Source organism: Pseudidiomarina donghaiensis, assembly GCF_900116895.1.
GTDB classification, from domain to species: domain Bacteria; phylum Pseudomonadota; class Gammaproteobacteria; order Enterobacterales; family Alteromonadaceae; genus Pseudidiomarina; species Pseudidiomarina donghaiensis.
The window spans coordinates 722,307-741,628 of the sequence record NZ_FPCF01000001.1; the positions used below are offsets into that span (position 1 = coordinate 722,307).

19 protein-coding genes and 5 tRNA genes are annotated in these 19,322 nt (G+C 47.8%); 8 read left to right on the forward strand and 16 right to left on the reverse strand.

The genetic code is table 11. The features are described 5' to 3' along the window. Nucleotides 1-4: 4 nt before the first annotated feature. From ybeY to BM334_RS03420, 4 genes are all read right to left on the reverse strand, one after another. On the reverse strand, nucleotides 5-487 hold the full coding sequence (ybeY, locus tag BM334_RS03405; RefSeq protein WP_092837900.1) for an rRNA maturation RNase YbeY: 483 nt from the start codon (nucleotides 485-487) through the stop codon (nucleotides 5-7). Continuing rightward, nucleotides 484-1,473, reverse strand: a complete 990-nt coding sequence (locus BM334_RS03410; protein ID WP_092837903.1) for a PhoH family protein — start codon at nucleotides 1,471-1,473, stop codon at nucleotides 484-486. The genes ybeY and BM334_RS03410 overlap by 4 nt, the downstream gene beginning before the upstream one ends. Nucleotides 1,474-1,488: 15 nt before the next feature. Continuing rightward, complete coding sequence (gene miaB, locus BM334_RS03415) at nucleotides 1,489-2,931, reverse strand: tRNA (N6-isopentenyl adenosine(37)-C2)-methylthiotransferase MiaB (RefSeq protein WP_092837906.1); 1,443 nt, start codon at nucleotides 2,929-2,931, stop codon at nucleotides 1,489-1,491. 112 nt (nucleotides 2,932-3,043) lie between these two features. Beyond that, on the reverse strand, nucleotides 3,044-3,928 hold the full coding sequence (locus tag BM334_RS03420; RefSeq protein WP_092837909.1) for a DMT family transporter: 885 nt from the start codon (nucleotides 3,926-3,928) through the stop codon (nucleotides 3,044-3,046). A 26-nt stretch (nucleotides 3,929-3,954) separates the two neighbouring features. Between BM334_RS03420 and BM334_RS03425 the strand changes: the two genes are divergently transcribed. Beyond that, on the forward strand, nucleotides 3,955-4,308 hold the full coding sequence (locus BM334_RS03425) for a DMT family protein (protein WP_055438248.1): 354 nt from the start codon (nucleotides 3,955-3,957) through the stop codon (nucleotides 4,306-4,308). A 13-nt stretch (nucleotides 4,309-4,321) separates the two neighbouring features. Continuing rightward, on the forward strand, nucleotides 4,322-5,446 hold the full coding sequence (locus tag BM334_RS03430; RefSeq protein WP_092837912.1) for an FAD-dependent oxidoreductase: 1,125 nt from the start codon (nucleotides 4,322-4,324) through the stop codon (nucleotides 5,444-5,446). A gap of 178 nt (nucleotides 5,447-5,624) precedes the next feature. On the opposite strand, the gene BM334_RS03435 is transcribed toward BM334_RS03430, so the two are convergent. The 8 genes from BM334_RS03435 to BM334_RS03470 form a co-directional block, all read right to left on the reverse strand. Then, nucleotides 5,625-5,711 (reverse strand) — tRNA-Leu (locus tag BM334_RS03435). Between the two features lie 23 nt (nucleotides 5,712-5,734). Next, nucleotides 5,735-5,808: transfer RNA gene (locus BM334_RS03440), tRNA-Gln, on the reverse strand. Nucleotides 5,809-5,840: 32 nt separating this feature from the next. Next, nucleotides 5,841-5,915 (reverse strand) — tRNA-Gln (locus BM334_RS03445). 28 nt (nucleotides 5,916-5,943) lie between these two features. Next, nucleotides 5,944-6,028 (reverse strand) — tRNA-Leu (locus BM334_RS03450). A gap of 16 nt (nucleotides 6,029-6,044) precedes the next feature. Beyond that, nucleotides 6,045-6,121: transfer RNA gene (locus BM334_RS03455), tRNA-Met, on the reverse strand. A gap of 138 nt (nucleotides 6,122-6,259) precedes the next feature. Beyond that, complete coding sequence (locus BM334_RS03460) at nucleotides 6,260-6,979, reverse strand: SIMPL domain-containing protein (RefSeq protein WP_055438246.1); 720 nt, start codon at nucleotides 6,977-6,979, stop codon at nucleotides 6,260-6,262. A 32-nt stretch (nucleotides 6,980-7,011) separates the two neighbouring features. Next, nucleotides 7,012-7,677, reverse strand: coding sequence for an SDR family oxidoreductase (locus BM334_RS03465; RefSeq protein ID WP_092837915.1), 666 nt, complete (start codon nucleotides 7,675-7,677; stop codon nucleotides 7,012-7,014). A 25-nt stretch (nucleotides 7,678-7,702) separates the two neighbouring features. Continuing rightward, the gene (locus tag BM334_RS03470) at nucleotides 7,703-9,064 is read right to left on the reverse strand and encodes a class II fumarate hydratase (protein ID WP_092837919.1); all 1,362 of its coding nucleotides are present in this window, start codon (nucleotides 9,062-9,064) and stop codon (nucleotides 7,703-7,705) included. Nucleotides 9,065-9,139: 75 nt separating this feature from the next. Here BM334_RS03470 and BM334_RS03475 point away from each other — a divergent pair, with 75 nt between their 5' ends. Genes BM334_RS03475 through BM334_RS03500 form a run of 6 tightly spaced genes read left to right on the forward strand, consistent with a single transcriptional unit; the run spans nucleotide 9,140 to nucleotide 15,808 of the window. Next, a complete protein-coding gene (locus BM334_RS03475) occupies nucleotides 9,140-9,808 on the forward strand; it encodes a hypothetical protein (RefSeq protein WP_092837922.1) in 669 nt (222 codons plus the stop codon). A 16-nt stretch (nucleotides 9,809-9,824) separates the two neighbouring features. Further along, a complete protein-coding gene (locus tag BM334_RS03480) occupies nucleotides 9,825-12,137 on the forward strand; it encodes a putative bifunctional diguanylate cyclase/phosphodiesterase (protein ID WP_092837925.1) in 2,313 nt (770 codons plus the stop codon). Then, a complete protein-coding gene (locus tag BM334_RS03485; protein ID WP_092837929.1) occupies nucleotides 12,134-12,970 on the forward strand; it encodes a DUF3034 family protein in 837 nt (278 codons plus the stop codon). The genes BM334_RS03480 and BM334_RS03485 overlap by 4 nt, the downstream gene beginning before the upstream one ends. 32 nt (nucleotides 12,971-13,002) lie before the next feature. Next, nucleotides 13,003-13,455: a group I truncated hemoglobin gene (locus tag BM334_RS03490; RefSeq protein ID WP_092837932.1), complete on the forward strand. Its 453-nt coding sequence runs from the start codon at nucleotides 13,003-13,005 to the stop codon at nucleotides 13,453-13,455. Nucleotides 13,456-13,493: 38 nt separating this feature from the next. After that, on the forward strand, nucleotides 13,494-14,870 hold the full coding sequence (locus BM334_RS03495; RefSeq protein WP_092837935.1) for a YfcC family protein: 1,377 nt from the start codon (nucleotides 13,494-13,496) through the stop codon (nucleotides 14,868-14,870). Between the two features lie 38 nt (nucleotides 14,871-14,908). Continuing rightward, entirely contained in the window at nucleotides 14,909-15,808 is a 900-nt protein-coding gene (locus BM334_RS03500) for a sulfurtransferase (protein WP_092837938.1), read from the forward strand. A 72-nt stretch (nucleotides 15,809-15,880) separates the two neighbouring features. On the opposite strand, the gene ychF is transcribed toward BM334_RS03500, so the two are convergent. From ychF to BM334_RS03520, 4 genes are all read right to left on the reverse strand, one after another. Beyond that, nucleotides 15,881-16,972, reverse strand: coding sequence for a redox-regulated ATPase YchF (gene ychF / locus BM334_RS03505; protein WP_092837941.1), 1,092 nt, complete (start codon nucleotides 16,970-16,972; stop codon nucleotides 15,881-15,883). Nucleotides 16,973-16,974: 2 nt separating this feature from the next. Then, on the reverse strand, nucleotides 16,975-17,568 hold the full coding sequence (gene pth, locus BM334_RS03510; protein WP_092837944.1) for an aminoacyl-tRNA hydrolase: 594 nt from the start codon (nucleotides 17,566-17,568) through the stop codon (nucleotides 16,975-16,977). A 6-nt stretch (nucleotides 17,569-17,574) separates the two neighbouring features. Next, nucleotides 17,575-18,243 (reverse strand): 50S ribosomal protein L25/general stress protein Ctc, encoded by a 669-nt coding sequence (locus BM334_RS03515; RefSeq protein WP_092837947.1) that lies wholly within the window; start codon nucleotides 18,241-18,243, stop codon nucleotides 17,575-17,577. 125 nt (nucleotides 18,244-18,368) lie between these two features. Beyond that, on the reverse strand, nucleotides 18,369-19,316 hold the full coding sequence (locus BM334_RS03520; protein WP_126801816.1) for a ribose-phosphate pyrophosphokinase: 948 nt from the start codon (nucleotides 19,314-19,316) through the stop codon (nucleotides 18,369-18,371). Nucleotides 19,317-19,322 lie beyond the last annotated feature (6 nt).

Sequence of the window (19,322 nt, forward strand, 5' to 3'; positions counted from 1 at the left end):
CCATTTAATGCTGGTTATCAGCGAAATCATCAGCATAAGGGTCAGCGTACCCTAGTGCTGCAAGAATAGTTGCTTCGAGCTGTTCCATGTGCTCGGCTTCGTCGTCTTCTATATGGTCATAACCTAGCAAATGCAAGGTGCCGTGTACAACCATATGCGCCCAATGGGCTTGAAGTGGTTTGTGTTGTTTGTCGGCCTCATCAGTAACAACTGCCGCACAAATAACCAAGTCACCTAATAAATTCACCGGCAGCGGCACTGGCGACTCGAAAGGGAACGACAACACATTGGTGGCATAGTCTTTGCCACGGTATTGTTGATTTAACTCAAGACCCTCTTCAGGGTCAACAATACGAATGGTTAATTCTGCTTCTTGTTGGTGATTCACATGCAACAAGACTGCTTCTACCCAGCTTTCAAAAGACGCCTCTGAGGGTAAGTTGTCTGCATTGCAGGCCACCTGCAAGTCTACGCTAACGTTACTCATGATTTTTCGTCAAAGGCCTCATAAGCTTGCACAATACGTTGCACAACAGGGTGGCGTACGACATCACTGGCTTGAAAGAAGGTAAAACTGACATCGTCGACGTCTTTGAGTACTTCAATAACATGACGTAAGCCAGACTTTTGACCGCGCGGTAAATCAACTTGGGTAATATCACCGGTGATAACAGCGCGTGAATTGAAGCCAATTCGGGTGAGGAACATTTTCATTTGTTCAGCAGTGGTATTTTGGCTTTCGTCCAAAATAATAAAAGCGTCGTTGAGCGTGCGGCCGCGCATGTAGGCAAGCGGTGCTACTTCAATAACGTTACGTTCAATGAGCTTCTCAACTTTTTCAAAGCCGAGCATCTCGAACAACGCGTCATAAAGAGGGCGCAAATAAGGGTCTACTTTCTGGGCTAAATCGCCAGGCAAAAAACCAAGTTTTTCGCCAGCTTCAACGGCAGGGCGGGTTAGCAAAATACGGCGTATTTCTTGACGTTCTAGGGCATCAACCGCGCAGGCGACCGCTAAGTAAGTTTTACCCGTACCGGCAGGGCCTACGCCAAAATTGACATCGTTGGTGAGAATAGCGCGTACATATTCGGCCTGATTATGGTTACGCGGCTTAATTAAACCGCGCTTGGTTTTAATGTGCGTCATTTTCTCAGCAGCAGGGTCATTGTCTGGCGTTTGCTCAAGAACTTTCGCTTGCTGTATAGCTAAATGAACTATTTGCGGAGTCACTTTGCCTGCTTCACCTTTAACGGTCGCCGTTTCTACATACAAATCGCGCAGAATCTTCACCCCAGCCTGCGCAGTGTGGCTTGGGCCGATAATACGAAATTCGTTATTGCGATAACTAATTTCTATACCTAAACGGCGTTCGATATGCTTTAAATTTTCGTCCAATGCGCCGCAAAGATCGGCAATGCGGCGGTTGTCGGCTGGTTCTAAATTAAAGTCCAAAGTGCTAACAGACTGACTCAAAGTTACCTCGTTGTGTTAATTAGCTTGGGGCGGTACAAAGGTTGCCACGCCAAGTTCATCAGGTTGTGTGCGCGCCTGGCGCGCCAAAATGGTTTGCGGCGCCGTGTCAACGCGTAAGCCCATGTCTGACTCGACGCGTAGTACATCGCCACGAAGTGAGTTGACGAACACGTCGGTGACTTTTACGTCAACAAACTTACCAATCATATCGGGGCTACCGACAAAGTTTACAACCCGGTTATTTTCAGTACGGCCACTAAGTTCCATTGGGTCTTTTTTCGACGGGCCGGTTACCAAAATACGCTGCTCGGTACCTAACATGCGGCGTGCATGTGCGTGCGCTTGTTGGTTTAAGCGCGCTTGCAGCAATTGCAGGCGTTGCTTCTTGGTTTCTTCGCTAACGTCGTCGGGCAAATCAGCCGCGGGCGTGCCTGGGCGAGCGCTGTAAATGAAGCTGAAGCTCATGTCGTAATCAACCGCTTGAATGAGGTCCATGGTGGCTTCGAAGTCAGCATCTGTTTCGCCAGGGAAGCCGATAATAAAATCAGAACTCATGGCAATATCAGGGCGTATTTTTTTCAGTTTGCGAATTTGTGACTTATATTCCAACGCCGTATGACCGCGCTTCATAAGCGTCAAAATACGATCGGAACCGCTTTGTACCGGCAGGTGCAAGTGGCTAACAAGCTCAGGAATTGTCGCGTAAGCTTCAATAATGTCGTCAGTAAACTCCACCGGGTGCGAGGTGGTGTAACGAATGCGATCAATACCGTCAATGGCTGCAACCAAGTGCAATAGCTCGGCGAAACGACAAATGCTGCCGTCGTGGTGCTCACCACGGAATGCGTTAACGTTTTGGCCCAGCAAGTTCACTTCGCGCACGCCTTGCTCAGCCAATTGCGCTATTTCAAATAATACATCGTCAACTGGGCGGCTGACTTCTTCACCGCGGGTGTAAGGCACGACGCAGAAGGTACAGTATTTGCTGCAACCTTCCATAATCGATACAAACGCTGAAGGGCCTTCAGCTTTTGGTTCTGGCAAACGGTCGAATTTCTCGATTTCTGGAAACGAGATATCAACCATTGGCGTGTGATGCGTTTGCACTTGCTTGACCATTTCTGGCAAGCGATGCAGAGTCTGCGGGCCAAATACGATATCCACGTATGGCGCACGCTCGCGAATATGGTCGCCTTCTTGCGAAGCAACACAGCCGCCGACACCAATCACTAAGTCTGGATTTTTGTCTTTTAAAGTTTTCCAACGGCCGAGCTGATGGAACACTTTTTCTTGGGCTTTTTCGCGAATTGAACAGGTGTTGAGCAGGATTAAATCCGCCTCTTCAGGCTCAGCCGCGACGTCATAGCCATGAGTTGCCTTCAGTAGATCAGCCATTTTTGCTGAGTCGTACTCATTCATCTGACAACCCCAGGTTTTAATAAATAACTTCTTACTCATAAATCTTCGCGCTCACTTGCTCAAATGTGAATGTATGAACCACCTGCACCCCGTTTGCAACGCTTTGTGCAATTTGTGCAAAAAAGGGGGGCTATTTTAGCCTGAACCAGGCCTAACTGCCAACTTTGCCGCCAGTTTCTGCTTTACGCCGAGTGCGTATTGCCAAATAACCTGCCACAGTAATAATTCCGGCGCCTAAAATCATGCTTAGCGTAATGGGTTCTTGCCAAAACCAATAGCCCATTAAGGCCGCAAAAATAACTGAACTATAAGTAAAAACGCCGACCCGAGCCGCCGGAGCCAGCGAGAAGGCTTTGGTCATTCCTAGCTGCCCAGCAACGGCTAACCCACCCATTGCCAAAATAGCCAACCAATGCTCGTTGGCAATTGACTCGCCTCGCCACAGTAGCGGAATGGCCGAAAGTACAGTGGCTAGGGTCGAAAAATAAAACACAATTTTACTGGATGATTCAGTGGCCGACATCTGTCGGATCAAGGTTTTGGTAAATGCCGCCAAACACGCTGCAACAAAGGCCACGAGAACAATCGGCGATAGCGTGGTTTGCGCCGGGTTTAAAAACACGAATACGCCGATAAACCCAATAAAAATTGCAATCCAAGTTTGCGCTAATACGCGTTCTTTTAGCCATACACGGCCAATAATTGGAATAATAAATGGCGATAACAGCAATACTAATGTGGCTTGAGCCAACGGCAGGTTGGCTATGGCATAGAAAAACAAGTACATGGCAGCTAAGCCGGCCAAACCGCGGGTTAAATGAAAACGCCACGCTTTGGTTTTAAAGGCACTTGGGCCTTTACGCCATAACCAAGGCAACAACACCACAAATGCCATTAAATTTCGGAAAAACACCAATTGTTCCGAGGGTAAATCAGTGCTCAAATACTTGACTAGGGCACTGACGCCGGCAAAACAAAGTTCAGCCCCCAAAACTAAGGCTGAAGCAATAACCACTGTGCGCTGCGGGGTGTCCATATGGTCCTTAATAAAAAGGGTATGAAATGAACCGTTATCTTATCACGATCACCTTACTGACGTTGAGCAATGTTTTTATGACCTTTGCATGGTACGCACACTTAAAAAACATGGCTGATAAACCTTGGATTATCGCTGCTTTTGCCAGTTGGGGAATTGCGTTGGTGGAATATCTATTGCAAGTACCAGCTAACCGAATAGGTTACGAGGTAATGAACTTAGGGCAATTAAAGATTCTACAAGAGGTGATTACCTTGTCGGTATTTGTGCCTTTTGCCCTGTTTTACATGAAAGAAAAATTAACATGGGATTATTTATGGGCTGGGCTGTGTATTTGTGGCGCAGTATTTTTTATTATGCGTAGTAAGTTAACTGGATAAGTTAGGCCCTGAAATGAATGTAGTTGTAATTGGCGGTGGCATGGTGGGTGCAGCCGCAGCATTGGCTCTAGCAAAACACAAGCATCGGGTTACCGTTATTGAAGCTGCGCCTGAAGTGACCAGCGAAGGCGACTGGGACTTGCGGATCTCCTCAGTGCATTTGCGTAATGTGCAGTGGCTAAAACAACTCGGCGTGTGGCAACACATTCGCAATGAACGATTGTTTGATTACACCGACCTAGCGGTGCAGAGCCGAGATGGCCAGCGCCTGCACTTTTCTGCGGCTGAAATTAACGAGCAAAGCTTAGGGGCGATGGTTGAAAACAACGCGCTGCAACAAGCATTGTGGCAGCAATTACGTGCGCATAAGGTCACAATTTTATGCGAAACCAAGGTCGAACAGTTTAATTTGCCGGCGCAAACTGTCACCTTAAGCAACGGCGAAAGTTTAGCTTACGACCTTCTCATTGGCGCGGATGGTGCGCATTCTCAAGTGGCAAAAGTAGCCGGTATCGGTAGTCGCGGCTGGGATTATGACATGCGGTGCTTGTTAGCGATTGCAGAGGTGGAAAACGAGCTTCCGAGCGCAACCTGGGAAGTGTTTCGCGACAAGGGGCCATATGCGTTGTTGCCACTAAGCCGTCATGAAGCTTGTTTAATAGACTACCGCAGCGAGCAAGAATGGCAACAACTATGCGCGCAGCCAGAACAAGTGCACCAAGAATTGACCGCGACTTTTACGCCCCATCTTGGCACACTCAACGTACAACGCTTTGCTAGCTTTCCGTTGCGTCGACAGCGTGCATTAAGCTACCACGCTCATCACTCGGTGGTACTCATTGGTGACGCTGCTCACAGCATTCACCCGTTAGCCGGGCAAGGCGTGAATTTAGGTTTCGCCGATGTGCAAGAGTTGGCGTTGCAGCTCATTGAGCAGCCGCTAACCAGCGCGCTACCGGCCTATGAAAGAGCACGAGTGCGTGAAAATCAGCATATGATGCGCGCAATGGATGCGATTCATGTGGGCTTTCGTTCACAACATTTATTGCCGCGAGGCATTGTTGCGGCAGGGTTGGCTGTGGTTGATAAGTTTACTCCGCTGAAAAGCGCGTTAATACGCAAAGCCACTGGCTTCTAAAACAAAAAAGCGTTATTCGTTATTCGTACGCTTCGCTGTTCGAGATTCCCCTACGAAAAGTGCGGAGCACGAACGAAGAGTGAACGAAGTGAATGGACGAAGAACGAACAGCGCGGAGCGCGCACAAAAAAACCGCCTTCGGGCGGTTTTTGCTGTTGTTTGCGGTTCACCATCGAGATGGTGCGGAGGGGGGGACTTGAACCCCCACGAGCGTTAGCTCACTAGCACCTGAAGCTAGCGCGTCTACCAATTCCGCCACCCCCGCAAAAAACAGGGGAAAACAAAAAATGGCTGGGGTATCAGGATTTGAACCTGAGAATGGCGGGATCAAAACCCGCTGCCTTCCGCTTGGCTATACCCCAACACTGGGTGCATCACGAAGACTAAAGACGATTGGCTGGGGTATCAGGATTTGAACCTGAGAATGGCGGGATCAAAACCCGCTGCCTTACCGCTTGGCTATACCCCAACTGTGTATACCGCCTGACAGTTTGAGTTGGTGCGGACGGAGAGACTTGAACTCTCACGCCGTGAGGCACTGGAACCTAAATCCAGCGTGTCTACCAATTCCACCACGTCCGCCCAAAAGGGTCTTGATTGGTGGCTACGGCGAGATTCGAACTTGCGACCCCAGCATTATGAGTGCTGTGCTCTAACCAGCTGAGCTACGTAGCCAACATCAAATTTTTTATCAAACTGCGCTCGTTGAGTGCGGCGCGTATTATGCAAATCAGGGGGAGAACCGTCAACCTCTTTTTCTGAAAAAATCACTGATTTCGGTGCGATTGCTTAAAAAACGCTTTATTTGCTCATTTAATCGACGAGTTGATACGCTACCGTCGACACTACGCGCACAATTTTGATGTGCGGGGTATTTGAGTCGCGATCATAAATACTAAACTGGCCTTGGTCGGCGGTGCGTATTTTGCCAAGCTGGCTATCTGAATGCTCCGCAAAGCGTAATGCAACCTCACGGGCGTTGCGTGCAGACTCTTCAATCATGCTCGGCTTAATGTCGTTCAGACCATTAAAATGATATTCCACCTGCGTTTCATAAGCATTACCGCTTAAGCTTACGCCTTTTTTGCCCAACTCAGACAGTTGCTGGCGTAATTCACGCACTTGTTCAACTTTATTGGTGTATACCGTAAGGGTTTGATCACCGGTGTAGCGAAAGCCAACATCTTCGGTTGCCCAACGCTCGGCTAATTTATCGAGTACGTTGGGCGAAGACACGGACAGTTCATTTTCGTCGAAGCCATTCACGAGCAAGAACGCGCGAATGGCTTGTACGTCTTTGTCTAATTGCTCATAAATGGTGCTTTGGCTGTCGCCGGCGCGTACCACTTTTAGGGGCCAAATGGCGGTATCTGCGGCAACTTCACGCTCAGCAAGGCCTTTTACTTCAACCACACGGTCAAAACTGCGAAAATTTTGCACACTTTCGGTAAGGCCAAAACTTAATAGCGCCGCGCTAATAACCGCGCCAATGGCGAAAATAATTGCCGAACTTGAAGACTGTGAAGTTGCCATGCTGATGCCTCGTTATGTCAAAAAAGAACGTGCTACCACGGCAAAGATTCGCCGTTACTGTGTTTAAATTGACCTGTTGTGCTTAAGGTTAGTTCATCAATGCGCGCAATTAAACGTTCAGCGGCGGTTTCGGCACTAATATCACCGGCGTTATTCACCATTTCGGTTTGTACGAAACCAGGGTGGAGCATGGCTACCGCAACGCCTGCTTCCTTCAAATCATTGGCTAATGACACACCGGCCGCGTTTAAGGCCGCTTTGCTCATGCGATAACCGTAGTATGCACCAGAGCCGTTGTCGGCCATTGAACCCATGCGGCTAGTGATCATAATCACCTTGCTGCCATCGCTTAAATTGCCACGTAAAGCATCGGTCACTAGCAGTGGGCCCATAGCATTGACGCGAAACTGTGCTTCGATGGTTTGGGTATTTAATGCGCCAAGTTGCTCGCGTTCAAGTAAACCGGCGTTGTTCAATAGAATATCAATAGGTTTGCCGTTGAGTTTATTGGCTAACGCAGCAATGCCGCCACTGTCGGTTACGTCAATACCTTCAATAATATTAACGTTTAATTGTTTGAGTGCGTCTGAAGGCGTGCGACAAACGGCGGTCACGGTATCGCCACGGTTCACAAACTGTTGGGTTAACGCCAGACCAATACCGCGATTTGCGCCAGTAATGACTACGTGTTTAGACATGTTAACTCCTTTTTATTAATGACTTTTAAATAAGGTTTTTAGGGTCGAGCAAATGTGCAAGCTGTTCGCGCGATAGCTCTGTCATTTCTTCTGCCACGTCGATAATTGGCCGTTGCTGCTTATAGGCCTGCTTAGCAATTTCTGCAGCTTTGTTGTAGCCAATTTCCCGGTTTAGGGCGGTAACCAGTATTGGATTCCGTGTTAAGGCTTGTTCAATACGCTGATGATTAACCGTGAAATCGGCAATAGCTTGGTCCGCCATGGCTCGTGCTGCGTTTGTGAGTAATTCGATACTTTGTAGCTGATTATAGGCCACCACAGGCAGCATGACGTTTAATTGGAAGTTACCTTGCTGGGCGGCCACGCTAATGGTTTGGTGGTGGCCGGCAACTTGAGCTGCCACCATAGCAACGGCTTCCGGTATCACTGGGTTCACTTTACCAGGCATGATACTACTGCCGGGTTGCAGCGCTTTTAGGCTAATTTCACCAAGCCCCGCCAAGGGTCCGCTGTTCATCCAGCGTAAGTCGTTACTTATTTTCATAAATACCGCAGCAAGTGCGTTCAAGTGCCCACTAACGAGCAAATTTAGTTCCTGCCCAGCAATACCGGCAAATAAGTTTTCGGCAGACTGAAACTCTAAAGCCGTGCGTTGCGCTAGAAAGTGACTGAAACGGTGGCCAAATTGCTCTGGCGCATTAATACCGGTGCCAATAGCAGTGCCGCCTTGGGGCAGCTGCAATAGCTGTTTAAGGCTTTGTTCAAGTGCAGTTTGCACATGTTGAATCTGCGCCTTCCAGGCTTGCAGTTCTTGCGCCATACTCAGCGGCATGGCGTCCATCAAATGGGTACGGCCGGTTTTTATGGTATCGGTGAGAGTGTCAGCTTTTTTGTCAATAACAGCCTTTAAGTGCTCTAATGCAGGTAATAGTTCTCTACTGATGGCAATGGCCGAACTGACTTGAATCGTTGTCGGAATAACGTCGTTACTGCTTTGACTGGCGTTTACATGATCATTGGGATGCAGAGTTTCGTTGTGGTCACGCTGGGCAAGGCTCGCAATCACCTCATTCATATTCATGTTGGTACTGGTGCCGGAGCCCGTTTGAAAAATGTCTAACGGAAAAGCATGGTTAACCGCGCCATCAATGACTTTCTGCGCTGCAGCGGTGATCGCTTTGCCTTGCGCTGATGTAATAATATTAGCTTCAACGTTCGCCATGGCTGCGGCCGCTTTCACATGTGCCAAGGCATGAATAAAGGCGGTGGGAAAGCGTAATTGACTCAGTTGAAAGTTTTGCCGAGCGCGTTCAGTTTGCGCCCGCCAAAGCGCATCTTCAGGAACTTCAATGTTACCCATACTATCTTTTTCAGTGCGTGTAGCCATGACAACTCCTTGATGCATTGTAACTTGTCACTTAGTATAAATTTTTAACAACACTTAACATAGCATGGGGCCTGTATGGCAAAGTTTCAAATTGTGGTCGCTATTTTGTTGGCAGTTGCTGCGGGAAGTTCATCATTGAATGCGCAAGCTCAGTCTTCTTTAACGGTGACGGTAACTGACAAAAATGGTCAGCCATTGCCTCAAGCTGTGGTCAGTGTGGTGCATGCAAACGAAGGGAATGCAGATAAAACAACGAAAGTTGCGGTGATGGACCAAGTAAACCGACTGTTCGACCCTTTTGTATTAGTCATTCAGCGGGGCGATAGCGTTTCGTTTCCAAACAGTGACAATATTCGGCATCAGGTCTATTCATTTTCGCAAACGAAGCCGTTTGAGTTACCGCTGTATAGCAACATTGAGGCGCCGGAGTTAAGGTTCGAACAAGCCGGCGTGGTGGTGCTAGGCTGCAACATACATGATCACATGAAAGCATATATTTATGTCAGCCCATATGCGGTCAGTGAAATAACGGATGGGCAGGGGCAAGTTACTGTGCCAGCAGCAACCGAGTTAAGTGTTTGGTATCCCGGCTTAGGCGATCAGCCAACAGATGCACTAGCAGTACGTGTAAAACCAGGGCAAACGCTGCTAAATGTACAGTTACCCGTAACGCAGCAAGGGCAAAACCCACCACCACCGTCAGCGTTGCAGCAACGCTTTAATCGCTTGAAAAATAATAACTAAAAGGCATGGCCAAACCATGGTGAGGACTTTTCGAACCCGCTTGATTATTAGCTTCACGGCACTGGCTGCGTTAGTGCTTATGGTGTCATTTGGTGCCGTCTGGCTGGCAACCTCACAGCAGTCTGAGCGCACATTAGAACGAGAGTTAGAAGTCAGCGAGCGCGTGTTCAATGAGTTAATGGATGTACGTGCGCAGCAGTTACAACAAACCGCCGAAGTTCTTACCACAGACTTTGGTTTTCGTGAGGCAATTGCCAGCAAAGATCAAAACACGATTATTTCCGCATTGGTGAATCATGGTGAGCGCATTGGTACTGACTTGATGGTACTGCAAAGCCCCGTGGGGGAGGAAATTGCAGCCACACACGCCATGAGTTGGCAACCACAAAGCTTAGGCTCGCAACGGGTTAGCGCGCAATTGATGTTAGTGGAAGAGTCAATATTTCAGGTGGTGAGTGTACCTGTTATGGCACCCGACTTAATCGCATGGGCCACGCTTGGCTTTGAAGTTGATGATGAGTTCGCCACCCTAATGCGACAGCTGACCCACGCAGACATTACGTTTATAAATGATTCGTCACGGGCTATTTATGCAACGAGTTTACCGGCGCAAGCGCGTCAGAAAATAGCCTCTGAGGCAACCGAGTTGCCTACTTTATTCGCTTCGCTAAATTTGGCCACGCATAGTAGCGCGTTGGCAGATTTGCCTATCGCTGCAACTGAAGATAGCAACATGTTGTTGGTGTTTAGTGCCGATCGGCAGGAAGCCGCGAGTGAGTTTCGTACGCTGCAGCAGCAATATTTGATTATTGCACTCGCTATTTTAGTTGTTGCTGTGCTACTCGCTGTCTTTACAGCGCGTATGATTTCATCGCCGGTGGCGCAGTTAACGCGTTCCGCAAAACGCTTGGGGCAAGGTGATTATAGCTCACCAATTACGCTGACCCGAAATGATGAGTTTGGGGCATTAGGTCACGCTTTTGAGCAAATGCGCCAAGGTATTTCGGCGCGAGAACAACAAATTGTTTATCAACTAGAGCACGATATACTCACTGGCTTGCCAAACCGCAACTCATTACAACAGGAGCTTGCTTCGAGGTTAAAAAAACAACAGCGCGGTCATGTGGTGCTGGTTAATATTGCGCGTTTTCGAGAAGTGAATGATAGGTTCGGGCAGCTAGTTGGTGATGAACTTCTGCACGCGGTTGCTGAAAGGTTACGTGACAACTGTGGCTCTCATTGGTGGCTTAGTCGTTTGGCTGGCGATGAATTTGTACTGCTTAGTCACAAACAGTCTGAAACAAGCCTAAAGAACTTGTTAACACAGCTGCAAGCAGCGTTATCACAGCCGTTTTGGTTAGCTGAAACGAGTTATTTATTAGAGTTTCATGCTGGGTATTTAGCTTTTCCAAATGTCGGCGACGATGCCGATAGTTTGTTGCGGCGCGCCCAAATTTGTGCGCGTTTTGCGAAGCAACAGAAACAATTTGCGGTGGTTTATCAGCAAGGTATGGACGAGCAACACTTGCGCCGCATTCAAATTGTTCAAGCATTGCCGTCAGCGGTTCGTGAAAACCGCCTGCAGTTGCATTTTCAACCGAAGTTACGTTGTACTGACGGTGCCGTGATTGGCGTTGAAGCGTTGTTACGCTGGCGCGATGACGCCCTTGGCGTAGTGCGGCCCGACGAGTTCATTCCTTTAGCCGAACAAACCGGCGAAATTAATCGTTTAACGCGATGGGTCTGTATGGCTGCGTTTGATCAGTTGCAGCTTTGGCATGAGCAAGGTCGCCAACTCAGCGTAGCCATCAACTTATCGGCTGTGGATTTACAGTGGGATGAATTAGTGGCGTTTTTAACCGAAGGGGCTCAGCAGCGCGGTATACCGTGTCATTTAGTGACGCTTGAAGTGACTGAAAGCGCGGTGATGTTAGATCCGGAGCAAGCGATTATGCGCTTACAAGAATTACGTGACAGTGGATTCAAAATTGCGCTAGATGACTATGGCACGGGTTATGCGTCACTTGGGCAATTAAAGCGTTTGCCGGTTGATGAGTTGAAGTTAGATAGGGCGTTTATTCAAGATATTGTTCATAGTGACGTTGATATGGCCATAGTTCGCTCAACCCTTGCATTGGCGCACCAACTTGGCCTTGCCACTGTTGCTGAAGGCATTGAGGAACAAGCCGCTTGGCACTTATTGCGTGATTTGCGGTGTGACACTATGCAAGGCTTTTACTTCAGCCGACCGTTGGCCGCGCCGCAGTTTGAGCAGTGGTTAGTCGACTATCAAGCCAACGAACAACTTGTACAAAAGGAAAACCAATGAAAATAAGGATACTTATCGGTGCGGTTTGCTTATGTATGTCACCCATTGCGGCGGCGGATTTCGGCCGACTATTAGCTACTGGCGGGCTAACCACAATTGAAGGGGCTGGTGGTGGCGGCATTGTGCCGTGGGCAACCTTATCGAGTTATGCTGAACAAGGGCAATGGGGTGGAACACTTGCCTATAATCATGCCAATGTGCGGGACTATCAACTTGATGTTGCTGCGGCAACGTTGAATTACGATAACCGCGTTGAGTTCTCTTATGCGCAACAACGTTTCACGCTTGAAAGCCTCGGCGGTGAGCTTGAACAAGCTATCTATGGGGTGAAATACCGCTTATATGGCGACGTGGTATACGGTAAAGCACCGCAAATTAGCATGGGTGCGCTCCACAAAAAGAACACCACATTCGCATTGCCTAATGCCGTTGGTGCCACAGACGATAGTGGCACTGATTTTTACCTAGCAGCAACCAAAGCCTGGCTTGACGGTCCTTGGCATCGTACTTGGCTTGCAAATTTAACGGTACGGGCAACGAAAGCGAACGAGATGGGGTTGTTAGGCTTTGGTGGTGATAAAAAAGACGATTACAGCCTTGTTGCCGAAGCATCGGTAGGAATGTTTATTAATCGCCATTGGATAGTTGGCGTTGAATACCGACAAAAGCCAAATCATTTAAATTTTGCCGACGAACAAGACTGGCATGATGTGTTTGTTGGGTGGTTTCCAACCAAGCGCATAGCCGTTGCATTGGCATACACAAACTTGAAAACAATTGCCGGGGCGCCAGAGCAAAGTGGTGTGTACGGGTCAATGCAGGTGACGTTTTAGTTATGGGGCAAGGTCATAAAAGGAATTGAACGATGCGAGATTTGAGCGTTTTTAGAGCATTATTGTTGATATTAACGGTATTCATGAGTCATCAAGTTGCCGCAAATTCTGACACCACCGCAGCGCGCAGTACAGCATTGTATGACGAATTAGGTGGGCATGACGGTATTCGTCAAATGATGGAAACCTTTGTACTCAATATCGCGGAAGACGAACGCGTGGTGCATCACTTCGTTAATGCCGATATTGAACGATTTCATACCCAAATTAGTGAGCATATTTGTGAATTAAGCGGCGGCCCATGCACCTATAAGGGCGCTTCCATGCCAGAGGTACACAAAGGCATGAACATTAGCCGAGCAGAGTTTAATGCCATTGTTGAAAATTTAATTACAGCTATGGAAACACATGACGTTGCAGTGAGTACACAAAACCGATTACTTGCTATACTTGCCGCCATGCATAACGACGTGATTCAACGTTAACGCTTTATAACTAAAACAAAAACAAGGTTTTTCCCACCATGATGAAATTCAAAATTCCGCACACGCTGGTGCTGATGATGTACATGATGATTGCAGCGTTGGTGCTAACATGGATTATTCCCGCCGGCGAATTTGAGCGCACAGTGAATGACATTGGCCAAAACGTTGTTGCCCCTGGCACCTATAGCGTCCTTGCTGAACAACCGCTGTTGTCGCCGCTTACGTTGTTTACCGTAATTCCCCAAGCCCTAGGCGATGCCCAAGGGGTTATATTCTTCGTGCTGCTTATTGGCGGTGTGATGGGCATTTTACGCGCCACCGGTATGCTCGACGCAGTGATTGGCCTGCTACTTGCAAAATTTGCCGACAAAACCGGATGGCTGATTTTAGGTGGCATGCTGACGTTTGGTATTTTTTCTGCGCTCATTGGGGTTGCCGAAGAGTATTTGATTTTCGTCGCCATGCTAGTGGCTTTATGCCGAGCACTGAAACTTGATGGCATAACCGCCATGGGTATTCTCATTGTCGGCTATGGTATTGGCTATGGCTTGTCGTTATTTAATCCGTTTACCTTATTGATTGCCCAGTCAATTGCGGAAGTTCCGCCAGCGTCAGGGCTTTGGTATCGCTTGTTGTTGTGGCCGGTTTTATTTGCTATTGGCTTTCATCATGTGTATCGCTATGCCAAGAAAGTAGCCGCAGACCCGTCGGCGTCACTGTTAGCTGACATAACACCAAAAACCACGTATGAAACCACTGAATACCCAGCTTTAAGTGGCCGGCATAAGGTTATTTTGCTTGGTTTTGTTGGTGTCTTGGGCCTGCTCGTGTGGGGTATTAAAGTACATGGTTGGTATTTAGTTGAACTGAGCGCGTTGTTTTTGGGTTTTGGTTTGTTTGCCGCTATTGTCAGCAAAATGGGCGCTAGCGACGCAGCGAATAAATTTATTGAAGGAGCTGCCGAATTAACCGCTACCGCGTTGTTAATTGGCTTTGCTCGCTCCATCGCGATGATTATGGAGCAAGGCCAAGTGTTAGATACCGTGATTTATTATTTGGCGATGCCGGTTGAAGCCTTTGGTGCGCATTTTGGTGCTGTTAGCATGTTGGTTATTCAAAGTATTTTGAATCTGTTTATTCCGTCAGGCAGCGGCCAAGCATTTGTCACCATGCCAATTATGGTGCCGATTGCCGATACCGCGGGTATTGGTCGTCAAATTGCCGTGTTGGCGTTTCAAATGGGTGACGGTTTAATGAATATGATTGTGCCAACGAACCCTGTGTTAATGGGGATTCTTGGGCTTGCCGGAGTACCCTATGAACGATGGTTTAAATTTATCGCACCGTTAATGATTAAGTTGATTATTGCGTGTGCTATAGCTATGCTTATTGCTGTTACAATTGGTTATCAATAAAACAACAAAATACATCAATTGCTAAAAGGCTGTTTTTCATGGATGCAGCGGCAACAACAGTGCCGAAAGATGATTGCTTGGTGAGTACAAAATGGTTGGCTGAGAACCTAACTCAGCCAAACCTGTACGTTTTGGATGCCAGCATGAACAAAGTCGTGGGGCGCACGCCGTTGGAATATAATGAGCTGACCGTTATACCGAAAGCCTTTAACTTAAAGCTTGAAGAACACCTCACTGACACATCAGCCAAATTACCGAATACATTTCCCACTGCAGAGCAAGTGACACTGCACATTCAACATCTTGGTATTAACACCTCCGATACCATAGTCGTTTATGACAACCAAGGGATTTATTCTGCGCCGCGCGCTTGGGTTATTTTAAAAGCGATGGGCTTTGATAAGGTGTTTATCTTAGATGGTGGCTTACCACAGTGGTTGGCAGATAACTATTCAGTGACCGATAAGTATGCCATTGCGAGTGGCCGTCGAGGCGATTTTGTGGCGAGCTTTGAGTCGAATTGGCTAGTTAATAAAAAGCAGGTTCTTAAAGCAACGCAAAGTGGCGCACATTCCATTATCGATGCGCGTACACGAGAACGCTTTTTAGGCCAAAAAGAAGAGCCGCGTGAAGGCATGCGAAGCGGCCATATTCGTGGGTCATACAACTTGCCGTTTCTAGACGTATTAGACGACAATAAGTTTAAGAAACCTGAGGTGCTTGAGGAATTACTTGTCGATTTAATTTGTACGAAATCGCCCAATATTATTTGTACGTGTGGGTCGGGCATTACCGCATGTATTTTGCTGATAGCAGCGCGTCTGGCAGGATATTCTAATGTGCAGCTATATGATGGCTCATGGTCCGAATGGGGAGCTGATCCTCAGCTCCCCATTGGCACGTTCTCGCAAAACCAGCAACTAGCAACCAGCAACTAATAACCAGTAACTAATAACTAATAACTAGTAACCAGTAACTAATAACTAGTAACCAGTAGCGCTTTGGCTTTTTTATACGTTAAAGCGGAATAAAATCACATCGCCATCTTTAACGATGTACTCTTTACCTTCTTCGCGGCGCTTGCCGGCTTCTTTTGCGCCTTGCTCGCCCTTGAACTGAACGTAGTCGTCAAAGCCCACGACAACAGCACGAATAAAGCCTTTTTCAAAATCGGTATGAATTTTACCAGCAGCTTGCGGGGCGGTTGCGCCGACAGGAATAGTCCACGCGCGCACTTCTTTTACACCTGCAGTGAAATAGGTTTGTAAGTTCAATAACTGATAGCCGCCGCGAATAACACGGTTTAAACCAGGCTCAGTTAAACCTAAATCAGCCATAAACTCAGCTTTTTCTTCGTCATCAAGCTCAGCAATTTCCGATTCAATTTCGGCACACACGGGTACCACAATCGCGTTTTCTTTGGCTGCAATATCACGCACTTTGTCTAAGTACGGGTTGTTCTCAAAGCCATCGTCATTCACGTTGGCAATGTACATAGTGGGCTTCATGGTCAGCAAGTTGTAGCTGCGAATGGTGGCTTTTTCATCGTCAGTTAATGCCACTGAACGCGCCATTTCGCCGCTCTCAAGTGCTGGCAATAACTTTTGCAATACGGCAATTTCTGCCGCTGCTTGCTTATCGCCGCCTTTGGCTTTTTTGCCTTGGCGGTGTATGGCTTTCTCTACGCTATCAAGGTCAGCTAATGCTAACTCAGTGTTGATTACTTCAATGTCTTCAGCGGGGTCAACTTTACCGGCAACGTGTACAATGTTGTCGTTCTCAAAACAACGTACAACGTGACCAATCGCGTCGGTTTCACGAATATTGGCTAAGAATTGGTTACCTAAGCCTTCGCCTTTTGATGCGCCTTTTACCAAGCCAGCTATGTCGACAAATTCCATGGTGGTTGGAACTACGCGTTGTGGATTTACAATTTGAGCTAATTGGTCAAGGCGGGGATCAGGCACCGCCACCACGCCCGTATTTGGCTCGATGGTACAGAAAGGGAAGTTAGCCGCTTCGATGCCGGCTTTGGTTAGGGCATTAAACAGCGTTGATTTACCTACGTTTGGCAAGCCGACGATACCACACTTGAATCCCATGCTTAGTTCTCTCTCTGTGCTTTAAAACTGTGTAAGTGTTGTTGTGCCGCGCGCATATCTTGTTGCAATAAGATATCAATGCTGCGGCAGGCTTCCGTAATGGTATCGTCCATCAGTACTTGGTCTGTTTGTGGTGCTTTGCCTAGCACCCAGCCGGTAACTTTTGACTTGTCACCCGGATGACCGATACCAATACGTAAGCGATGAAAATCAGGTGTTCCTAAACGTGCGGCAATGTCTTTGATGCCATTATGCCCGCCGCTACCACCACCAGTTTTGAACTTAGCGACACCAGGTGGTAAATCGAGCTCGTCATAGGCCACTAAAATTTCATCAGGCTGAATTTTATAAAAGTTCGCCAAAGTGGCAACAGCGTTACCGCTGCGATTCATAAATTGCATTGGCTGCAATACGCGCAAGTCCATAGCGCCTTTTTGAATGCGTGCGGTGTTACCGAAAAATTTGGTTTCAGGCTGAAGGGTTTGGCCGTACATACGAGCGTACTGCTCGACTAGCCAAAAGCCTGCATTATGACGAGTTTGGGAGTATTCGGGGCCTGGATTACCCAGGCCCACGAGTAAGCGAATGGTCGACATAAGACCTTATTCAGCGTCTTTTTCTTCTTTCGCTTCTTTAGCGGTAGGAACTTCAGCTGAAACTTCTTCAGTTTCTTCCGCTTCTTTTTCTACACGAGGCGCAGTAATTGAAACCACTGCTTGGTCGTGGTCTTCACCTTTAGCCAGCTCAACCAACTCAACGCCTTTTGGCATGTTCAAGTCAGTTAAGTGCAAGGTTTCGCCTAACTTCAAGTTCGCGATATCAACTTCAACGAACTCTGGCAAGTCTTTTGGCAAGCAGGTAACTTCAACGTCTGCAATGTGGTGAACCACAACGCCGCCTTCTTCTTTCACGCCAACAGAGCTTGCTTCGTTAACGAAGTGTACTGGTACGTGAGTGTGAAGTTTTTGACCTTTAACAACACGTTGGAAATCCAAGTGAGTTAATTTTGGCTTGTACGGGTGACGTTGAACGTCTTTCAAGATAGCTTCGTGCTTCTTACCGTCAATAACCAAAGTCAAAATGTGCGAGTAGAAAGCTTCGTGGTCAGCCATGTTGTTCACTTTGTTGTGATCAACAGTAATTGAAACGGCTTCTTTGTCAGCACCGTATAAAATTGCAGGCACTTTTTCCTCACGACGCAGGCGGCGGCTCGCACCTTTCCCTGTATCCGTGCGGAGTTCTGCTTGGATCGTAAAATCGATAGTTGCCATATGGATGGTCTCCGTTAAATAAAAATAAGCCGGCTATTCGCGACCAAATACCCGACGTGTTCCTTAAAAATCTGATTGGGTTTTCAAGGGCGCGGAATAGTACCACCGGCGCCCTTGAATTTCAATCAATACTCGAACATTGCCGAGATTGATTCTTCGTTGCTGACGCGGCGTAGTGCTTCCGACAACATACCGCTTAATGTTAACTGATGAACCTTGTCTAGTGCTTTCATTTCCGGTGCCAGTGGAATGCTGTCGGTTACCACCACGCGATCAATGTGTGAATCGCGAATGTTCTCAAACGCCTTGCCTGAGAAAATTGGGTGCGTAGCATAAGCAAACACGCGACGAGCACCATTTTTCTTCAGTGCTTCAGCGGCTTTACACAAAGTACCACCGGTGTCGATCATGTCGTCAACAATAATGCAGTCGCGGTCTTGAATGTCACCAATAATGTGCATGACTTGAGACTCGTTCGCACGCGGGCGACGTTTGTCAATAATGGCGAGGTCAATATCGTTTAACAATTTAGCAATAGCGCGAGCACGAACCACACCACCGATATCTGGCGAGACCACCACTGGGTTGTGGAAATCTTGCTGGCGTAAATGTTCCATCAGTACTGGGCTAGCAAAAACGTTATCAACCGGCACGTCAAAGAAGCCTTGAATTTGCTCAGCATGCAAGTCGACCGTCAAAACACGGTCAACACCGACGCTTGATAAGAAGTCAGCAACCACTTTCGCAGTAATTGGCACCCGCGCTGAGCGCACGCGGCGGTCTTGGCGTGCATAACCAAAGTAAGGCATGACGGCGGTAATACGACCTGCAGAAGCTCGGCGTAGGGCGTCGACCATGACGATAAGTTCCATCAGGTTATCGTTGGTTGGCGCACAGGTTGATTGAATAATAAAAACGTCAGCACCACGCACGTTTTCATTGATCACGACACTAATTTCACCGTCGCTAAAACGGCCAACTTCAGCATCGCCTAGTTTGATATATAAACGGTCGGCAATTTTTTGGGCGAGTTCTGGCGTCGCATTGCCAGCAAAGAGCTTCATGTCAGGCACACTAAA

Coding starts and splice junctions, on each gene's coding strand:
- BM334_RS03425 (WP_055438248.1), top strand. CDS start 3,955: ATGAACCGTTATCTTATCACGATCACCTTACTGACGTTGAGCAATGTT.
- ychF (WP_092837941.1), bottom strand. CDS start 16,972: ATGGGATTCAAGTGTGGTATCGTCGGCTTGCCAAACGTAGGTAAATCA.
- BM334_RS03495 (WP_092837935.1), top strand. CDS start 13,494: ATGATGAAATTCAAAATTCCGCACACGCTGGTGCTGATGATGTACATG.
- BM334_RS03490 (WP_092837932.1), top strand. CDS start 13,003: ATGCGAGATTTGAGCGTTTTTAGAGCATTATTGTTGATATTAACGGTA.
- BM334_RS03460 (WP_055438246.1), bottom strand. CDS start 6,979: ATGGCAACTTCACAGTCTTCAAGTTCGGCAATTATTTTCGCCATTGGC.
- BM334_RS03465 (WP_092837915.1), bottom strand. CDS start 7,677: ATGTCTAAACACGTAGTCATTACTGGCGCAAATCGCGGTATTGGTCTG.
- BM334_RS03515 (WP_092837947.1), bottom strand. CDS start 18,243: ATGGCAACTATCGATTTTACGATCCAAGCAGAACTCCGCACGGATACA.
- ybeY (WP_092837900.1), bottom strand. CDS start 487: ATGAGTAACGTTAGCGTAGACTTGCAGGTGGCCTGCAATGCAGACAAC.
- BM334_RS03485 (WP_092837929.1), top strand. CDS start 12,134: ATGAAAATAAGGATACTTATCGGTGCGGTTTGCTTATGTATGTCACCC.
- BM334_RS03420 (WP_092837909.1), bottom strand. CDS start 3,928: ATGGACACCCCGCAGCGCACAGTGGTTATTGCTTCAGCCTTAGTTTTG.
- miaB (WP_092837906.1), bottom strand. CDS start 2,931: ATGAGTAAGAAGTTATTTATTAAAACCTGGGGTTGTCAGATGAATGAG.
- BM334_RS03475 (WP_092837922.1), top strand. CDS start 9,140: ATGGCAAAGTTTCAAATTGTGGTCGCTATTTTGTTGGCAGTTGCTGCG.
- pth (WP_092837944.1), bottom strand. CDS start 17,568: ATGTCGACCATTCGCTTACTCGTGGGCCTGGGTAATCCAGGCCCCGAA.
- BM334_RS03480 (WP_092837925.1), top strand. CDS start 9,825: ATGGTGAGGACTTTTCGAACCCGCTTGATTATTAGCTTCACGGCACTG.
- BM334_RS03470 (WP_092837919.1), bottom strand. CDS start 9,064: ATGGCTACACGCACTGAAAAAGATAGTATGGGTAACATTGAAGTTCCT.
- BM334_RS03500 (WP_092837938.1), top strand. CDS start 14,909: ATGGATGCAGCGGCAACAACAGTGCCGAAAGATGATTGCTTGGTGAGT.
- BM334_RS03430 (WP_092837912.1), top strand. CDS start 4,322: ATGAATGTAGTTGTAATTGGCGGTGGCATGGTGGGTGCAGCCGCAGCA.